Raw genomic sequence first — 17727 nt, 5'->3', positions numbered from 1 at the left:
GCGACCGCTCAGCCGTCGAACTCGGTCATGTCGGCGCGTTCGCCGTCGGGCGCCTCGTCGGTGGCTTCGTGGTAGGCCTGCCGATACCGGGAGATCTTCCGGATCAGCAGGAGGCCGAAGATCCCGTCGTAGACGATGATGAACCCGAAGAAGGCGACGAACCACGGGATCCCCGTGACGCCGGCGATGACGCCCGGAAGGAAGCTCGACAGCGTGTTGTACGTCGCGTGGACGAGCGTGGCGATCAGCAGTCCCTTGACGACGATGGGGCCCGCGCGGTCGCGGTTGAACTTCGCCAGGCCGAGGTAGTAGCCGGCGAACGCGGAGTAGATGACGTGACCCGGCCCCGCCAGCGCGCGGACGGCCGTGATACCGCTGCCGGTGACGACGAGGTTGAACGTGTCCGCGATGCCCTCCGTCTGGCCGACGATGTAGATGGCGTTCTCGATGGTCGCGAAGCCCAGCCCGGCCATCGCGCCGTAGACCGCGCCGTCGACGACCGCGTCGAACTCCGACGTCCGGTAGGCGTACAGCCTGACCGCCAGCAGCTTCACCGTCTCCTCGACCGGCCCGACGATCAGGAAGAAATAGAGGATCTGGGTCCCCCAGAACAGCAGTCCCAGACTCTCCAGCGAGACGCTGACGAGGGTGTTCACGACACCGGCGAACCCGGCGAACAGCACGCCCAGCAGGAACGTGCCGACGAGCAACTCCAGCGGCTCGGAACTCGTCACGTCGGCGTACCAGACGTACGCCGCCAGCCCCAGCGCCGGCACCGCCGACAGCACGGTGAAGGTGCCGACGAACGGGTTCGTGACCGTTCCGAGCCCGCCGAGGATCACCTGCGCCCCGAGGATGACCAGCGCCAGCACCACGACGAACAGCCGCAGTGCCGACACCCCGGTCGTGTACGCGAACACCGACAGTTTGTCCAGCACCGACCGCGGCTCCCACGTCGCCACCTCGTAGAGGTCGCGCTCGCCGTCGGAGCGCGCCTCGACCGGGTCCCGGCTCTCTGACATGGGTCGACTGTCGGCCCCGTCGCCCCTAACAGTTTGGCACCCGCCGACCACCGCCCGCTCGCGTCCGGATCCCCTCTCCGTCGGCAACCGCCCTTATATTACCTAGATTTGGTTTAATACATCATACGTCATTGAGGGGTAGGGTTATTGCTTCGAATCCGGGAGTGAGCGGCAATGACACGAGTCAGCACCAGCCGCGGGATGCTCTACTCCGCGCCGCCGGGCGAAGACGCCGACGAGGAACCGACAGCCGAGGAGTCGGCCGACGACTGAACCGGGCGCGCTCGTCCCGGCCGAATCGCCGCCAGGCAACGCCTGCGGAGAGCGAGAGCTTTTTCGCCGCACGTTCGATAGGGGTAGTATGACCACCAGGGCGGGCGTCGTTGCCGTTCAGGGCGACGTGAGCGAACACGCCGACGCCATCCGACGAGCCGCCGCCAGCCACGGCGTCGAGGCCGACGTCGTCGAGATCCGCCAGTCCGGCGTCGTCCCCGACTGTGACATCCTCCTCCTCCCGGGCGGCGAGTCGACGGCCATCTCCCGACACCTCCACCGCGAGGGCATCGCCCCCGAGATCGAGGCCCACGTCGCCGACGGCAAGCCCGTGCTGGCGACCTGTGCCGGCCTCATCGTCGCCGCCGCGGACCCCAACGACGACCGCGTCGACTCGCTGGGACTGGTCGACGTGACCGTCGAGCGCAACGCCTTCGGCCGCCAGGCCGACAGCTTCGAAGCGCCACTGGACGTGACCGGCCTCGACGAGCCGTTCCCGGCGGTGTTCATCCGCGCGCCCGTCATCGATTCGGTGGGGGACGTGGAGGTGCTGGCCGAGTGGGACGGCCGCGCCGTCGCGGTCCGGGACGGCCCCGTCGTCGCGACCTCGTTCCACCCCGAACTGACCGACGACGCGCGGATTCACGACCTGGCGTTTTTCGAGGGCGAGGTCGACTAGTGAGGGACCGACGGTCCCTCATACCATGCGAACGGGCGGCGAAGTCGCCCGTGAGCAGACGCAGGGAGCGACCTCGGGCGAGCGAGCGGCGAACGAAGTGAGCCGCGAGCGCGGAGCCGTTCTCAGGTCGTGACAATCCCAGCCGGCGGTTTATCGCTGGAGCGGCTTGGTTCACACGAGGGGTCGAACCATGATCGATACGACACACCTGCTCCAGCACGGACCACACCACGGATCGGGCGGGGGGTCGATGGGCGCCGCGGGCGGGGGCGGCTGGATGGGATTCGGGCTCCCCTGGGGGCTGCTGTGGGTCGCCCTCTCGGTCGCGCTGTTCGCCGTCGCCCTGTACCTGCTCGCGACGCGAGTCGACGGGGCGGTCGGGACGGCACCGGCCGACGCGACCGAGGGCGTCGACCCGATGACGACCCTCGAACGGCGCTACGCCCGCGGCGAGATCGACGACGAAGCCTTCGAAGAACGCCGGATCCGGCTCGCCGAGCGCGACCGGCGGTGAGCGAGCTGCCGGAGCGGTCGCCAGCGAGCGGGACCATCGTCGCGGCTCCGAGCGCGAACCCGAGGGGACTTACCGGAGCGCATCGACAGCCCGGGTAATGACCGACGACGTGCTCGACGAGGTGTTCGCCGTCATCGAGGACCGGAAGGCCGAACTGCCCGACGACTCCTACACCGCCTCGCTGTTCACCCACGAGAAAGGCGAGAACGCCGTGCTGGAGAAGCTCGGCGAGGAGACCACGGAGTTGCTGCTGGCCGCCAAGGACGACGACCGCGAGGAGATCGCTCACGAATCGGCCGACATCGTCTACCACCTGCTCGTCCTGCTCGCCATGAAGGACATGGATCTCGAAGACCTGCGCGAGGAGTTGTCCGAGCGGCGGTAGGATCGAGTGAACGGCGTCGTTCACCGAGCAGTCGCCCGCACAGTGGACCGCCACCCACCGCGACCGCATCTACTGTCTCCACTGCGACCGCAGGCTCGATCGGGACCGCGAACAGCGTGAAAGCCCCGACCGTCTGCACTCCCGCCCGCACAGGCTGGCCACTCGGGAGAAACGGGCGAGGGCTTTCACGCGGTTCGCGGTGGCAGATCCCACGGTCGTCGCGGTCCTCACGACGGTTCCGTACCCGCTTCTCGGGAGGGGTCCGACGCTAACTCTTACTCCCGCGACTCGAACCGGTGGCGGACGACCTCGCTGTCGTCGTCCCACTCGAACTCGTCGTGTACCCTGTTCAGCCGCTCCCGATACGCCTCGATATCCTCCGATCCCTCGCGCTGGGCGTCCTCGTCGGTCAGATCGCCCAGCGTGCGGTGAGTCACGTCGGTCACCTCGAAAGTGGTTCCGTCGATCTCGAAGGTGTCGCCCTCGTCGGCGTACTTGTGCCCGCGGTGCATCTGGGTGACGCGGCCGGCGGCGGCCATGCTCTGGACGTGCTCGTTCGGCAGGACCTCGCCGGCGTCGATCTCGGCCATGTCGGCCCTCGGGTCGGCAGCGGCAAAAACGTGACTTCCGGGACTCGGTCTCAGTCGGCGAGGACCGCGCCGATCGCGCCGCCGACGGCGCTGTCGAGGGCGAAGACGAACGCGATGACGAGACCCGCGACGACCACGCTGAGCCCGCCGAACAGGCCGCCGATTGGGCCGCCGAGGACGCCGCCGAGCAGGCCGGCGATGGGGGCGGTGACGAGGACGAGCACCAGTCCGCCCAGGGCGCCGGCGAGCAGGCCGTGCCAGAGGCCGCTGCCGAGGCCGCCACCGGCGAGGTAGCCGGCGACGAACCCGGCGATCAGCCCGGCGCCGATGTGGCCGATCACCGGGACGAGAAAGGCTACGAGTCCCGCGACGATACCGGCGACGAATCCCCAGACGACTGCGCTCCAGTCGGTCATGGATGACATAGGGGTCCGGCGTTGATATGCGATCCGCTGGGGTCCGCAGGTCGGAGCGGCAAGTGGCGAGCGGCGAGCGCCGTCGGCCGCGCTCGCGGGCTGTGGCGGACTCACACGGGCGTCGGCGAGTAAACGGCCTTTTACGCGCCGGCCGTGTATCGGGGGTCAATGAGCCAACCGTTCGAGGACCTGCAGACGACGCCGACCGCCGAGGAGCTGGTGGACAAGGCGTTCTCGCGGGCCGCACGCGCGGGGCGGGCCAAGGACGGCCTCGACGCCCAGCAGTCGATGCTCCAGACCGCTTCCAATATCGCGTCCGACAACCTGGAGAACGTCGTCACCGGCTGGCCCGACTTCGACGACCTCGACCCGTTCTACCGCGAACTCGCCGACGCCGTCATCGCCTCCAACACCACCGGCGACGACGCCCCCGACATCGGCGGCATCGACGCCGTCCGCCAGCACCTCTCGGAGGTCGGCTGGGCGAGCCGCAAGACCGCCGACATCCGCCGCGAGTACGCCGAACGCCTCGCCAACAGCGACATCGACACCGCGACGAAGATCCGCAAGCAGGCGTTCGCTCGCATCGCCGACGTGGTCGAGGAGGTAGAGGACGACCTCGCCGCCGTCGGCGCCGCCCGAGACGACCTGAAGACCCTGCCCGACATCCGCCCGGACGTGCCGACCATCGTCGTCGCCGGCTACCCCAACGTCGGCAAGTCCACCTTCGTCAACGCCGTCACGAACGCCCGCAACGAGACCGCGTCGTACCCGTTCACCACGACGGAGATCCGAGTGGGCCACTTCGACGACGGCCACATCCGCTACCAGATCGTCGACACGCCGGGACTGCTCGACCGGGCGCCCGAGGAGCGCAACGACGTGGAATCGCAGGCCGCGAGCGCGCTCGAACACCTCGCCGACGGGGTCCTGGTACTCGTCGACGCCAGCGGGGAGTGTGGCTACCCCCTGGACACGCAGTTGGCGCTTCGCGACGACCTCGAAGCGCGCTTCGACGTGCCCGTCCTCACCGTCTGCAACAAGGCCGACCGCTCGCGGGACGTGGAGGCCGACCTCTACATGAGCGTCACCGAGGACGAGAACGTCGACGGCGTCCTCGACGCCGCGGTCGAGGCGGTCGACCACGAGCCGGAACTGCCCTACGACGGGTCCTGACGGCGGAGCTACTCACGGCGGGTCCCGACACCGGGACCGCGTCGCTGGTCTCGGCGTTCGCAGACCGCCAACCACGGGTATCGGCGTGAGAAGGTGCCATAGAACAGTTCGCCAAGTAGCTGTTTTCAGGACTGTCGCGGATGAACGCCCTGTTCAGTGCGTATGCTTATTTTTCGGTTGTTATCTCCCGCTCCTGAGTTGTAATGGAGCCGTCTTCATTTACGGCTACTGCAAAACCCCATTCAAATTGTGTTCCTTGCTCGGTACTGTTTGGGTCTTTTGGGTCAAGATAGTAGGATTCAATAAAATCGAACGTCTTTGCTGGCCAACACTCCTCGTTGTCCTCTGCGTTCAACACCGCGTACTTGGCCGTCAAGGATTCACCGGGCGAGAACTGTTGGCCATCAATCCTTGGTAATACTTGGGGAGTTCCGTTCCAACATCCATTTTCTCGTGTACCGGGGAGTTCTTCATTAAGAACAAGAGTACTTCCAGATGTTGTCGCTTGTGCCGTTGCAAATGGAAATGAATCATTCGTGATCGTGAGGATATGCGGATTATTGCCGGTGTTTGTCACCTTGATCTGTATCACAGGTGGTCGGTCAGCGGTCGGAGTTGTATTGACAACACTTGCGTTAAAACGAAATGGCTGGTCGGGCCATCAGACTGAAAAGTACTACACCCGGAGAGCGTCCCGAGAAACAACGCCCCGAAGCTGGCGACTAACTGGCGTCGATACATAGTGGGACTGTGTTCAGAGAATGGTATGTATCTTGTCTGTACTGAGCGAATCGAGGGAGCGAAGAACGGGTATGTGGACCATACAACTTCTTCGGGGTGAACGAACGCCACCGGGAGGACCGGTGGCGTCCGCGAGTCCGGTCGGACTCGCGGGCTCGTCGGGCGCGGTGCCCGACGGTGGAGAACGGAAGCGTCAGCGGGTGGGGAGAGTGCCCGACGCCGTGGGACCGAGGAGGGGCGTCGGGCGGTGGGTGTCAGAGGGGATCGGTGAGGGGCGGTCGCGTCAGCCGTCGCTCTCGTAGACGACGGTGACGGAGGCGCTGACGCTGACCGGACCGCTGTTGATCGAGGTGCTCGCGTCGCCACCGGCGGCCATCGCGGCCGTCTCGACGGCGTAGGGTCGCGCGCCGTACTCGGTGGTCGAGACGCGGTCGACGCCGCTGATCGAGAGGTCCTCGGCGGCGGCGATGGTGCTGGCCTCACCGCGGGCGGACTCCATCGCCTCGGCCAGGGCCTCCTGGCGCAGGTCCTCGCGCCTGTCGGCCGAGAGAGTGAACTCGATGCCGTCGACCTCGTTGGCGCCGTTGGTCACGGCGGTGTCGACGACCTGGCCGACGGTGTCGGGCTCGTCGACGGTGATGGCGAAGGCGTGGACCGCGCGGTAGGTCGGCTCCTCGCTCTCGGCGCCGCCGTAGCGGCGGTTCGTCGAGATGTCGTAGTGAGCCGTCCGGATCTGACCGTCGTCGATACCGATCTCCGAAAGCGCCGAGCGCATCGAGCTGGCGTTGGTCGACAGGTCAGACCGGACGGTCTCGATGTCGTCGCCCGTCGCGACGACGCCGACGCGGACCACCGCGCGGTCGGCCTCGGCCTGGACCTGCCCGGAGGCCCCGACGGTGATCGTGTCGTTCCCGTTCGCCTGCGCGGACTGCTGAGCCGCGACCGGCGAGCCGCCGGCCGCGAACGCGGCGCCGACGCCCGCCGTCGCCAACAGCGCCGCGACGACGGCCACGCCGGCGAGTGTGAGTCGTGAGTTCATGCACTCGTCCAATGGCCCCCCTATCAAATAGCGACGACGTTAACTCAAACGCGCCTTTGAGGGATCGAAATCGACCGAATGACACGCGTCAGACGGTGGCTCACGAGTCAGAGCGACCGGCCGGACGGTGACAGCGGCCTGTCAGGCGGAGTCGGTGACGACGTACCGGACTTGCGTCTCGACCTCCCGGCCGATGGCCCGTTCGACGTGCCGGTCGATCCGTTCGGCCAGCGGTGGGTAGTCGGGGCCTTCGACGCCGACGGTCGCGGTGATCCCGACGGGGTGGCGAAAGAGCGGGCCGCCGCTGCGGTTGACCTCCATCGAGAGCACCTCGGCGGAGACCTCGGACTCGTTGAGCGCGGCGTTGGTCGCCTCCTGAATCCGTTCCTCGGTCGTGGCGCCCTGAAAGGAGTCGTAGGTGACGCCGCCGAGGAACAGCGATAGCGCTACGATGGCGACGGCGAGGATACCGACGCGGCGGAGCGTCGCGCCGCGGGCCTCCTCCAGCTGGAACCAGTTGGTCGGGCGGTAGCCGCTGTAGCGCAACACGACCAGCGCGGCGAGGTTGATCGAGAGGAGGTTCACCAGCACGAGGACGCCCGACCCCAGCGAGACGACGGGCTTCATCCACGCGATGCCGATGCCGACCGTCGCCGCCGGCGGGATCAGCGCGACGGCGATCATCACGCCGACCAGCGCCGATGAGACGCCCGCCGTCAGCGAGAGCGACCCCGCGATCCCCGCACCGAGGGCGACGACTAGCGAGAGGAAGTCGGGGTAGAGCCGGCTGCGGACCTGCGGGATCGTCGTCACGTCGGTAAACGGTGGGATGAGGTGGACGGTCTTGACGATCCAGGCGAAGACGGCGGCGCTGGCGACCGAGACGAGGACGCCGACGACCTGCAGTTTCACCCCCGTGGCGAAGAGGTCGTCGTCGACGACCACCGTCCCGACGCTGGCGGCCATCGCCGGGCCGATCAGCGGGGCGATCACCATCGACCCGACGATGACCGCGGGGGAGTCGAGCAGCAGTCCCGCCGTCGCGATGACGGCGCTGACGACCGTCATCATCAGGTAGATCGGCGTCGACAGCACTAGGTCCTCGGCGGCGGCGACGAGTTCCTCGCGGGCGATGCGGTCGCCGTTTTCCTCCTCGGCGTAGCGCTCCTTCAGCGCCTCGAAGTCGTCGGAGACGACCGTCTCCGCGTCGAGGACGACCGTGTACGTGCTCTCGTCGATACCGGCGGCCCGGAGCGTATCCAGTACCGGCTCGACGGCGTTGGTGGGTAGCGGGACGTACGCGACGGCGGCGTACTCCCGACCGCTGGTCTCGTCCGTGACGATGTAGTCGACCTCCTCGTCGTCGAGCGCCCGCGTGACGGTCTCGCGCTTGCCCGTCGGGATCGTGATCTGGACGAGACGCACGTCCCGGGAATGGACCAGGACGGTGAAATACGCTCGGGATCGACGTCCGACGATCCTACGGTGTCCTCGGTCGCGTAATCGAAGTTTCCAAGAGCGTCGGGCGGGTCCGTCACAGTATGAGCACGGACGACGCCGACGGAGACGGCACGAACTCGGACCGGGAACGGTTCGGGGACGTGCCCGACCAGTACGACCCCGACGCGGTGGAAGAGCGGGTGTTCGACTACTGGGACGCCGTCGACGCCTACGAGCGGACCGTGGAGCACCGCGCCGACGGCGAGGACTACTTCTTCGTCGACGGCCCGCCCTACACCTCGGGGTCGGCCCACATGGGCACTACCTGGAACAAGACGCTGAAGGACTGTTACCTCCGCTATCTCCGCATGCAGGGGTACGACGTGACCGACCGGCCGGGCTACGACATGCACGGCCTGCCCATCGAGACCCGCGTCGAGGAACGGCTGGACTTCGAGAACAAGAAAGACATCGAGGCGTTCGGCGAGGACGCCTTCATCGAGGAGTGCAAGGCCTACGCCGACGAGCAACTGGAAGGGCTCCAGAGCGACTTCCAGTCCTTTGGCGTCTGGATGGACTGGGACGACCCCTACAAGACGGTCGAGCCAGAGTACATGGAGGCGGCGTGGTGGGGCTTCGAGCAGGCCCATCAGCGCGGCCTCGTCGAGCAGGGCCAGCGTTCCATCTCCCAGTGTCCCCGCTGTGAGACCGCCATCGCCAACAACGAGGTCGAGTACGAGGACGTCGAGGATCCGTCGGTCTACGTGAAGTTCGACCTGCGCGAGGCCGACCACGGGGAGGCCTCGGAACGCGCGAGCGGGGACGGAGGACCCGCGAGCGGCGGCCGCGAGGGGAGCCTCGTCATCTGGACGACGACGCCGTGGACGATCCCCGCCAACACGTTCGTCGCGGTCGACGGCGAGGGCGAGTACGTCGGCGTCGACGCCGAGCGCGACGGGGAGACCGAACGGCTCTACGTCGCGAAACCCAAAGTCGAATCCGTCCTCTCGACCGGTCGCTACGACGACTACGAGGTCGTCGAGGAGCTGACCGGCGAGGATCTCGTGGGGTGGAGCTACGAACATCCGCTCCGGGAGGAGGTCCCCGAGGCGCCCGACAGCGAGGGCGCCCTGGAGGTGTACACCGGCGACTACGTCGACACCGAGGGCGACGGCACCGGTCTCGTCCACTCCGCACCGGGCCACGGTGAAGAGGACTTCGACCGAGGCACGGAACTCGGGCTGGACATCTTCTGTCCCGTCGGCGCCGACGGCGTCTACGGCGAGTCCGCCGGCGCCTACGCCGGCGAGTTCGTCAAGGACGCGGACCGGGCGATCATCGACGACCTCGACGCGAACGGTGCGCTGCTTGCCGAGGAGACGACCACCCACAGCTACGGCCACTGCTGGCGCTGTGACACGGGGATCATCCAGATCGTCACCGACCAGTGGTTCATCACGGTCACCGACATCAAAGAGGAACTCCTCGAAAACATCGAGGACTCGGAGTGGCACCCCCAGTGGGCGCGCGACAACCGCTTCCGCGACTTCGTCGAGGACGCACCGGACTGGAACGTCTCCCGCCAGCGCTACTGGGGCATCCCGATCCCGATCTGGATCCCGGAAGAGTGGAGCGGCGAAATGAGCGACGCCGTCGTCGTCGGCGACCGCGAGGAACTGGCCGACCGCGTCGACCAGGCGATCGACCCCGATGACGTGGACCTGCACAAGGACACCGTCGACGACCTCACCATCACCGAGGACGGCGTCACCTACGAGCGCGTCCCCGACGTGTTCGACGTGTGGCTCGACTCCTCGGTCGCGACGTGGGGGACGCTGAACTACCCCGAGGACGACAGCCGCTTCGACGAGCTGTGGCCCGCCGACCTCATCATGGAGGCCCACGACCAGACCCGCGGGTGGTTCTGGTCCCAGCTGGGCATGTCGACCGCGGCGACCGGCGAGATTCCGTACAAACAGGTCCTGATGCACGGCTACGCCAACATGCCGGACGGCCGCGGCATGTCCAAATCGAAGGGTATCCTCGTCGACCCCCACGAGGTCATCGAGGAGTACGGCGTCGACCCGATGCGGCTGTTCCTCCTCTCCGTGACCGCCCAGGGCGAGGACATGAACTTCTCCTGGGACGAGACGCAGGAGATGCAACGGCGGCTCAACATCCTCTGGAACGTCGCCCGGTTCCCGCTGCCGTACATGCGCGCCGACGACTTCGACCCCGACGCGGTCGCCCTCGCGGACGTCGAGGACGACCTCGAACTCGTCGACGAGTGGGTCCTCTCGCGGCTCCAGACCGTCGAGGCCGAGATGACCGACGCGATGGAGGACTTCGAGAACGACCGCGCCGTCAACGCGCTGATCGACTTCGTCGTCGAGGACGTGTCCCGCTTTTACATCCAGGTCGTCCGCGAGCGCATGTGGGACGAGGCGGACTCGCCGAGCAAGCGGGCGGCCTACGCCACCCTCTACACCGTCCTCGAAGAGGTCGCCGCGCTGTTCGCGCCGTTCACGCCCTTCGTCGCCGAGGAAGTGTACGGCTCGCTGACCGGCGACGCCGGTCATCCGACGGTCCACATGTGCGACTGGCCAGAGCCCGAAGACCGCTGGCGCGACGTGGGGCTGGAGGGCGACATCGAGGTCGTCCGCGCCGTCGAGGAAGCGGGCTCGAACGCCCGCCAGCAGGCCGAGCGGAAACTGCGCTGGCCGGTCAAACGTGTCGTCGTCGACGTGGACGACGCGGGCGACGAGGCCGACGCCACCGACGTGGCCGGCACCGTCGAACTCCGCGCCGACATCCTGGCCGACCGGCTCAACGCCCGCGGGATCGAAGTGGTGGGTCCCGACGGCGAGTGGGGCGAACTCACCTACTCCGCCGAGGCCGACATGAGCCTCCTCGGCCCCGAGTTCGGCGACGACGCCGGCCGCGTCATGGGCGCGCTCAACGACGCCCGCGTCGCCGAGCCGACCGTCGAGGCGCTCGAATCGGCCGTCGCCGCCGCACTCGACGAGTCCGTGGATCTGGACGAAGAGATGGTGGAGTTCGTCCGCCACACGCCCGACGGCGTCGCCGGCGCCGAGTTCGCCGCCCTCGACAGCGAGGGCGTCGTCTACGTCGATACGACGCTCACCGAGGGTATCGAGAGCGAGGGGTACGCCCGCGAGGTCGTCCGCCGCGTCCAGGAGATGCGCAAGGAACTCGATCTGGACATGGAGGCCAGTATTCGGCTGGAGTACGAGGTTCGCGACGACCGCGTCGCCGACCTCGTCGCCGAACACGCCGATCTCATCGCCGACGAGGTGCGCGCGACCGAGGTCGGCGAGGTCGCCGGCGGCCACCGCAAGACCTGGGAGGTCGAGGGGATCGAAGTCGAGATCGCGATCACTCCTGTCGCCGCTGCGGAAGCGTCAGACTGAGCGGACTACCCGCGCCGTTTCACCGTCCTTCTCCCCCGTTCCTGTGATCGAACCATCACTTTGATTGGGCGGACGGCCGAAGCCGCCCGTATGAACGCGGACCGCATCCAGTTCTGGGGAGCCGCCGTGACGACGGCCTGTGCGGCGCTGCTCGTCGGGCTCGCGGGCTGGGCGCTCGTCGCGGTCGACCCGACGGGACTCGGGCGCGCCGCGTACGTCGGCCTCGGTGCCACGAACGCCGTCGCAGTGGCCGCGAGCGGACTCGTGGTCCGCCAGCGACTGACCGGTCGCGGCGACGTGGACGAGGCGATCGCGCGCACCGGGTGTATCGCCTGTCTCGTGAGCGGGACGTTTCTGCCCACTGCCGCGGCCGTCGACGAACCCGACTGGCGCCTCCTCTTTCTCGGTCTCGGACTGGTGCTGGCTCTGGTCGGGGTCGCGATCGCCGCCGTCGCACCGCGAGCGGTCCGCGCCCGGCTCGGCCTCGACGCCGGCTGGCCGAACTGAGCGGCCGGTGGGCGAGCGCTTTCACGCGTTCACGGTCTCAGTCACGAGAGCGGTCGAGGGCGCTAACGACTCGCTGTCGGGTCGCTCGTGTCCGTCGTCATCGGTTCCGACTCGTCGACCGCAACGTACAGGGCGAACCCCGACGACCGACGTACCATGTCACCGACGGTCCACGCGCTGCGCAACGAGATCCGCGTCTCGGTCGGCCGCTTCGAGCGCGAGGTGTCGAGTTCGTTCACCAAAGAAGCCCTCTCGGCCGTCTGCGACGCCGTCGACGCCGACGTGGACACCGACGGTCGCCCGTCGAAGCCGGCGATGCGGGCGGCGATCCGCGAAGCCGTCGACGGGCTCGACGGCGAGAGCGAAGCCGGCGGCGACAGCTTCAGGAAAGCGGATCTGCAGGCGATCGCGGAAGCGCTCAGGGACGACGAGCAGTAGCCGCCCGGCGGCCGCCGCCGCTCAGAACTCCCGGACCATGACGAGGGCGTCCTCGCCGTTGGAGTAGTACCGCGGCAGCGTCCCGTGGTGTTCGAAGCCGAACCCGCGGTACAGCCGCTTGGCCGTCTCGTTGGACTCCCGCACTTCGAGTTTCACCGAGCCGACGTTCTCGGTCGCGAGGACGGTCAGCGCCTGCTGGAGCAGCCGGCGGCCGACCCCCTGGCTGCGACACGCCTCGGCGACGGCGATGTCCTTGATATGTCCGAGCGACTCGCCGTGGTTGGGGACCACGTCGGCGACGACGTAGCCGACGACGCGGCCGTCGTCGCCGACCGTCGCCGTCTCGCGGGAGTCGGCGTCGTCGCGAACCTGCGCGACCAGGAAGCCCGGCTCGTCGAGGAAGCGCTCGAACGCCGAGAACGGCCACGGCTGTGGGAACGCCTCCTGTTCGATGTGGAAGACGGCGAGCAGGTCGGCCCGTTCGGCTTCCCGAACGTGTACGTCCGAGCCCGATCCCTCGTCCGCTGGGACGGTCGTCACTGTCGCCGGATAGGTGGTGGGCCTACAAATGTCTACTGCCGGCGGGCGAACCCCCGGTCGGTACGTCGCACTGCGGGGCGAACGCAGCCACCCGGGACTCGACCGATCGATCACGAAAAACCACGTGACCCTGGTGCGACCGGAAAATTCTTATTGGCTACACACCCAGCACGGAACGCACCCGAAACGGGTGCCACCCCACCCTCCCCACCCCACCCACTCTCTTTCCGTTTCCGTATCCGACCGAACGCCCGAACCGTCAGAGCCAGTTCCGACTCACGTACTCCAGCGTCACGTCCGATCGGTCGAGATACTTGGCCATCTCGTGGACGGCGTCGCCGACTTCGCTGCTCGAAAGCGTCTGATCGCGCTGGAAGAGGACGCCCGGAACCCGGTCGAGATCGATCGTGGTGAAGAAATCGTCGTCCTGAGTCAGCACGAGACGATCCGTCTCGTCCGCGTAGGCCGCGATATCGCCGTCCGCTGCTCCCAGCCCCAGCTCCGGTACGTCGCCGACCCACTCGACGTCGTGGCCGAGCTTCCGGAGGTAGCGGATCGCGGCCTTCTCGACGTTCTCGTCGGCGAGCAGGCGATACGCCATCAGTCGCGAACGTCGTCCGGGTCCGTCGTCAGGTTCCGGTGGTCCTCGACGGCCGCCTCACGCTCGCGCTCTACCGTTCGCATCTCCTCCCGGTTGTCGTGATAATACGTGAGCGCCCTGTACACGTCCGCCACGTCGAGGTCGTGGCGGTCCGCGACCGTCCGCGGGTCGAGCCCGCGGTCCTCGACCTGCGTCTTGATGAACCGGACGGTCGTCCGTCGCCCTTCGAGATGGGGCTCGTCGTGGAGTTCGCGGACGATACGCCTCGCGACCTGGCTCATACGCTCACTTGCTCGCCACCGTACTTGAACCTCCGGCTCGGTAGCACAGCCGCTGATCGGATAGCACGCGAAAAAATTCGAGGTGTGTCGAGCCGATCAGTCGTCGGCGGTCGCGGCGCCGTCGTCGGACTCGTACTGCTGTTTGACGTGGGTGAGCTTGCCGCCGTCGGCGAGGATCTCGCGCTCGCGCTCGGAGGCGTCGAGGTTGGCAGTCGCCTCCCAGTCGTCGTCGATCCGGATGGTGATGTCTTCCTGACCGGAGCGGACGGCTTCGGCGACGTCGTCGACGATCTCGACGGAGTCGCCCTGGTCGATCTCCTCGTAGGTGTCCTCGTCGATCGTCAGCGGGACGATGCCGAAGTTGAAGAGGTTCGCCTTGTGGATGCGGGCGAAGCTCTGGGCGAGGACGGCGTCGATGCCGAGGTACATCGGGCACAGGGCCGCGTGCTCGCGCGAGGAGCCCTGGCCGTAGTTCTCACCGGCGAGCAGGAGCCCGCCGTCGTTCTCGAGCGCGCGCTCGGGGAACGTCTCGTCCACGCGGGTGAGCGTGAACTCCGAGAGCTTCGGGATGTTCGACCGGTACATCAGCACGTCCGCGTTGGCCGGGCTGATGTGGTCGGTCGTGATGTTGTCGGGCATCTTCAGCAGCACGTCGCCCGAGAGATCGGCCGGGAGCGGGTCCTTCAGCGGCACGTCGCCGATGTTCGGGCCCTTGATGAGCTCGTCGTCGACGGCCTCGTCGGGCGTGATGAGGTCGGAGCTGCTGACGCCGACGTAGTTGTCGCCGAGTTCGAAGCCGGGGTCCTCCAGGTCGCCCATCTCGTCGGCCAGGTCGCGCGGGTCGACGATCTCGCCTTTGAGCGCCGCGGCGGTGGCGACCTCCGGCGAACAGAGGAAGACGGAGTCGTCCTCGATACCGGAGCGACCCTCGAAGTTGCGGTTGAAGGTGCGCAGCGAGACCGAGTCCGAAGCGGGCACGTGGCCGTTGCCGATACACGCGCCGCAGGTCGCCTCGGAGAAGTTGACGCCGGCGGCCATCATCTCCGCGGTCCAGCCCTCGCGGGCCAGCATCTCCGAAGCCTGCTTGGAGCCGGGCGCGACGATCATCTCGGTCGTCTTGTTGATCTCCCGGTCCTCCAGCATCTTCGCGGCCGGGAGGATGTCCTCGTAGGCGCCGTTCGTACAGGAGCCGATCATCACCTGGTCGACGTCGGTCCCCTCGACCTCGCGGACGGGGACGACCTTGTCGGGCATCGACGGCTCGGCGATGAGCGGTTCGAGGTCCGACAGATCGACCACGATCTCGTCGTGGTACTCGGCGTCCTCGTCGGGCGCGACCGCCTCGTAGTCCTCGGGGCGGCCGACCGCGTCGAGGTACTCCTCGGTCTTCTCGTCGGTCGGGAAGATCGAGGAGGTGGCGCCCAGTTCGGTGCCCATGTTGGTGATGGTCGTCCGCTCGGGCACCGAGAGGCTCTCGACGCCGGGGCCGGTGTACTCGAAGATCTTGCCGACGCCGCCCTTCACGGAGAGGCGTCGCAGCAGCTCGAGGATGACGTCCTTGGCGGTGGCCCACTCGGGGAGCTCACCCTCCAGGCGAACGTTGACGACCTCGGGCATGTCGATGTAGTAGGCGCCCCCGCCCATCGCGACGGCGACGTCGAGGCCGCCGGCGCCGATGGCGAGTTCGCCCATTCCGCCGGGCGTCGGCGTGTGGGAGTCCGAACCGAGCATCGTCTTGCCCGGCGCGGCGAAGTTCTCCTTGTGGACGTTGTGGCAGATACCGTTGCCCGGGCGCGAGAAGTGCGCGCCGAACTTGCCCGCCGCCGAACGCAGGAAGCGGTGGTCGTCCGTGTTCTTGAAGTCGAACTGGTAGGTCTGGTGGTCGCAGTACTGCGCGGCGACTTCGGTCTGGACGTTGTCCAGATCGAGCGCGTCGAACTGCAGCCAGACGAGCGTTCCCGTGGTGTCCTGTGTGAGAACCTGATCGATCTCGATCCCGATCTCCTCGCCGGGCTCAAGTTCGCCCTCGACGAGGTGGTCGTCGAGGATCTTTTCGGTGAGTGTCTGTCCCATAACGTCCCACAATGGCACACGAGCGGATATAAAACCCGCGAGTCGCTTCGAGTGTTGCCAGTTGACACCCCTTCGCCGTCTTGCGTTTTCGACCATCGTCGTTCACTGTCACGACTAACGTCGCCGTCGGCCGTTCGGCTTGGGTGAACGGACCGCTGGCCCGGCAGTCGCGGGGTCCGTCTCTCGGAGGCTGGGCGGGCGGCGACGGCGGGAGCGAAACGGCTATGCGCGCGAGGTGTCCACGGCCGGTATGTTCAGGAGCGGGCGGTTCGTCGCCGACGCCCTCGGCGACGTGGACGACGAGCAGGTACAGCCCAACGGCGTCGACCTCCGCCTCGGCGGCGTCTACGAACAGGTCGAACCCGGGCGGATCGGCACCGACGGCAAGACCGTCGGCGACCGCCGCGAACTCGACCCCGACGAGGAGGACGGGACCGAGGTCTACCGACTGGACGCCGGCGGCTACGTCGTCGGCTACGCCGACACCGTCCGAATTCCGGAGGGTCACGTCGGCTTCCTCTACCCGCGGTCGTCGCTGCTGCGCAACTCCTGTATGCTCGACACCGCGGTCTGGGACGCCGGCTACGAGGGCCGTGGGGAGGGGTTGCTGGAGGTGTACCACCCCGTCGAACTCGAAGCCGGCGCCCGGATCGCCCAGCTAGTCCTCGCGGAGGCGAACCACGCCGATAGCTACGACGGCACCTATCAGCGCGAAGGCATCGAGTGAACGTGTGGGCTTTCGCCTCGCGACCGCTGTACCCCCGGTCGGCCCCGGCGGCACGGTTCGGACCGGGTCCGGTCGCGGACTCGCTCGCAGTCCGGCACTTTCCGGGGTCGCAGGCACGCCGACTGTATCCGCCCCTGGTTTAAAGGCCCTTGTTCAACCAGGCCGAAAAGTTAATCGAAGCTGTGGAGAATGGTACAAACGGTGTTGGGGGGAGCCAACCGGACCGTGCCTCTGACATTCAACTTCCGGACGACGCCTCCAACACCGGTGTATCGGGGCGTTCCCCGATTTCTCTCGAAAGTCGTTCGTCCGCCCGTGACCCGTTCGTCCCCGACGAGTTCGTACGGTCCCGATCCGGACAGTGGTGAGTCCGCCGACCGGGCCGTGAAAAACGCCTCCCTCGACGTCCGGGTCGTCGCTCCGAGTCGGTAGACGGGACGGGGCAGTTCTTTCAGAGCGTGAAACCGCAGTCGTAGTACTATATACCGCTCCGGTGTCGTACGGGGTATGCCAGCCAGCGAGGACCTGTACGTACTCGCCCCAGGGGAGGGCGAGGACGAGAGCGACGGGTGGGTCAGTCCACGACCAGTCGACGAGGCCGTGCGCGCGGCCGTCGCGGACGCGACAGACACCGATCCGGACGAGATAGACGACGCCGAGTCGTACGTCGACCTCGCCGAGATCGCGGCCCTGCTCGACGGCGACGGCGAGGACGACTCGCTGACGTTCGCGGTCGAGAGCCACGACGTCACCATCGACGGCGGGGGCCACGTCACTGTCGACGCCGAGTGAGCGGCGGGAGGCGAGCCGACCCACTGCGCGGCCCCGTCCGACAGTGCGAACAGCGGCGGGAC

Annotated in this window: 19 protein-coding genes; 9 read left to right on the top strand and 10 right to left on the bottom strand. The window is 67.5% G+C overall.

The window, feature by feature from the left end; all coding sequences use genetic code 11:
- Positions 1–8 precede the first annotated feature (8 nt).
- Entirely contained in the window at positions 9–1022 is a 1014-nt protein-coding gene (locus C475_RS07755) for a PrsW family intramembrane metalloprotease (RefSeq protein WP_006883258.1), read from the bottom strand.
- A gap of 361 nt (positions 1023–1383) precedes the next feature.
- Between C475_RS07755 and pdxT the strand changes: the two genes are divergently transcribed.
- From pdxT to hisE, 3 genes are all read left to right on the top strand, one after another.
- Positions 1384–1974: a pyridoxal 5'-phosphate synthase glutaminase subunit PdxT gene (pdxT, locus tag C475_RS07750; RefSeq protein ID WP_006883257.1), complete on the top strand. Its 591-nt coding sequence runs from the start codon at positions 1384–1386 to the stop codon at positions 1972–1974.
- A gap of 190 nt (positions 1975–2164) precedes the next feature.
- Entirely contained in the window at positions 2165–2488 is a 324-nt protein-coding gene (locus C475_RS07745) for an SHOCT domain-containing protein (protein ID WP_006883256.1), read from the top strand.
- A 97-nt stretch (positions 2489–2585) separates the two neighbouring features.
- Complete coding sequence (hisE, locus tag C475_RS07740) at positions 2586–2873, top strand: phosphoribosyl-ATP diphosphatase (protein WP_006883255.1); 288 nt, start codon at positions 2586–2588, stop codon at positions 2871–2873.
- Positions 2874–3148: 275 nt separating this feature from the next.
- Here hisE and C475_RS07735 read toward each other — a convergent pair whose 3' ends face one another.
- Positions 3149–3463, bottom strand: a complete 315-nt coding sequence (locus C475_RS07735; protein ID WP_006883254.1) for an ASCH domain-containing protein — start codon at positions 3461–3463, stop codon at positions 3149–3151.
- Between the two features lie 50 nt (positions 3464–3513).
- Complete coding sequence (locus tag C475_RS07730; RefSeq protein ID WP_006883253.1) at positions 3514–3879, bottom strand: DUF5518 domain-containing protein; 366 nt, start codon at positions 3877–3879, stop codon at positions 3514–3516.
- A gap of 168 nt (positions 3880–4047) precedes the next feature.
- On the opposite strand from C475_RS07730, the gene C475_RS07725 reads away from it, so the two are divergent.
- The gene (locus tag C475_RS07725; RefSeq protein ID WP_006883252.1) at positions 4048–5055 is read left to right on the top strand and encodes an NOG1 family protein; all 1008 of its coding nucleotides are present in this window, start codon (positions 4048–4050) and stop codon (positions 5053–5055) included.
- Positions 5056–5221: 166 nt separating this feature from the next.
- Here the strand turns inward: C475_RS07725 and C475_RS23040 are convergent, their stop codons facing one another.
- The 3 genes from C475_RS23040 to C475_RS07715 form a co-directional block, all read right to left on the bottom strand.
- On the bottom strand, positions 5222–5647 hold the full coding sequence (locus tag C475_RS23040; protein WP_152436350.1) for a hypothetical protein: 426 nt from the start codon (positions 5645–5647) through the stop codon (positions 5222–5224).
- 432 nt (positions 5648–6079) lie between these two features.
- Complete coding sequence (locus C475_RS07720; RefSeq protein ID WP_006883251.1) at positions 6080–6835, bottom strand: SIMPL domain-containing protein; 756 nt, start codon at positions 6833–6835, stop codon at positions 6080–6082.
- A gap of 141 nt (positions 6836–6976) precedes the next feature.
- Positions 6977–8260: a TIGR00341 family protein gene (locus C475_RS07715; RefSeq protein WP_006883250.1), complete on the bottom strand. Its 1284-nt coding sequence runs from the start codon at positions 8258–8260 to the stop codon at positions 6977–6979.
- A gap of 116 nt (positions 8261–8376) precedes the next feature.
- Here C475_RS07715 and ileS point away from each other — a divergent pair, with 116 nt between their 5' ends.
- From ileS to C475_RS07700, 3 genes are all read left to right on the top strand, one after another.
- Positions 8377–11706 carry an isoleucine--tRNA ligase gene (ileS, locus tag C475_RS07710; RefSeq protein ID WP_006883249.1) on the top strand — a complete coding sequence of 1110 codons (3330 nt, stop codon included), beginning with the start codon at positions 8377–8379 and terminating at the stop codon, positions 11704–11706.
- A 90-nt stretch (positions 11707–11796) separates the two neighbouring features.
- On the top strand, positions 11797–12213 hold the full coding sequence (locus tag C475_RS07705) for a hypothetical protein (RefSeq protein ID WP_006883248.1): 417 nt from the start codon (positions 11797–11799) through the stop codon (positions 12211–12213).
- A 156-nt stretch (positions 12214–12369) separates the two neighbouring features.
- Positions 12370–12651, top strand: coding sequence for a hypothetical protein (locus C475_RS07700; protein WP_049930278.1), 282 nt, complete (start codon positions 12370–12372; stop codon positions 12649–12651).
- Between the two features lie 21 nt (positions 12652–12672).
- Here the strand turns inward: C475_RS07700 and rimI are convergent, their stop codons facing one another.
- From rimI to C475_RS07680, 4 genes are all read right to left on the bottom strand, one after another.
- Positions 12673–13191: a ribosomal protein S18-alanine N-acetyltransferase gene (gene rimI / locus C475_RS07695; RefSeq protein WP_006883246.1), complete on the bottom strand. Its 519-nt coding sequence runs from the start codon at positions 13189–13191 to the stop codon at positions 12673–12675.
- Between the two features lie 259 nt (positions 13192–13450).
- Positions 13451–13792 (bottom strand): DUF5615 family PIN-like protein, encoded by a 342-nt coding sequence (locus tag C475_RS07690; protein WP_006883245.1) that lies wholly within the window; start codon positions 13790–13792, stop codon positions 13451–13453.
- Positions 13792–14073: a DUF433 domain-containing protein gene (locus C475_RS07685; protein WP_006883244.1), complete on the bottom strand. Its 282-nt coding sequence runs from the start codon at positions 14071–14073 to the stop codon at positions 13792–13794. The genes C475_RS07690 and C475_RS07685 overlap by 1 nt, the downstream gene beginning before the upstream one ends.
- Positions 14074–14169: 96 nt before the next feature.
- Complete coding sequence (locus C475_RS07680; protein WP_006883243.1) at positions 14170–16146, bottom strand: aconitate hydratase; 1977 nt, start codon at positions 16144–16146, stop codon at positions 14170–14172.
- Positions 16147–16396: 250 nt separating this feature from the next.
- On the opposite strand from C475_RS07680, the gene C475_RS07675 reads away from it, so the two are divergent.
- On the top strand, positions 16397–16873 hold the full coding sequence (locus tag C475_RS07675) for a deoxyuridine 5'-triphosphate nucleotidohydrolase (RefSeq protein ID WP_006883242.1): 477 nt from the start codon (positions 16397–16399) through the stop codon (positions 16871–16873).
- Between the two features lie 507 nt (positions 16874–17380).
- Complete coding sequence (locus C475_RS07670; protein WP_006883241.1) at positions 17381–17665, top strand: HalOD1 output domain-containing protein; 285 nt, start codon at positions 17381–17383, stop codon at positions 17663–17665.
- Positions 17666–17727: the final 62 nt, after the last annotated feature.

The sequence above is a fragment of the Halosimplex carlsbadense 2-9-1 genome, assembly GCF_000337455.1.
GTDB classification, from domain to species: domain Archaea; phylum Halobacteriota; class Halobacteria; order Halobacteriales; family Haloarculaceae; genus Halosimplex; species Halosimplex carlsbadense.
The sequence above is the reverse complement of the archived record's forward strand: the minus strand, read 5'-3'. Positions and strand labels throughout refer to the sequence as shown.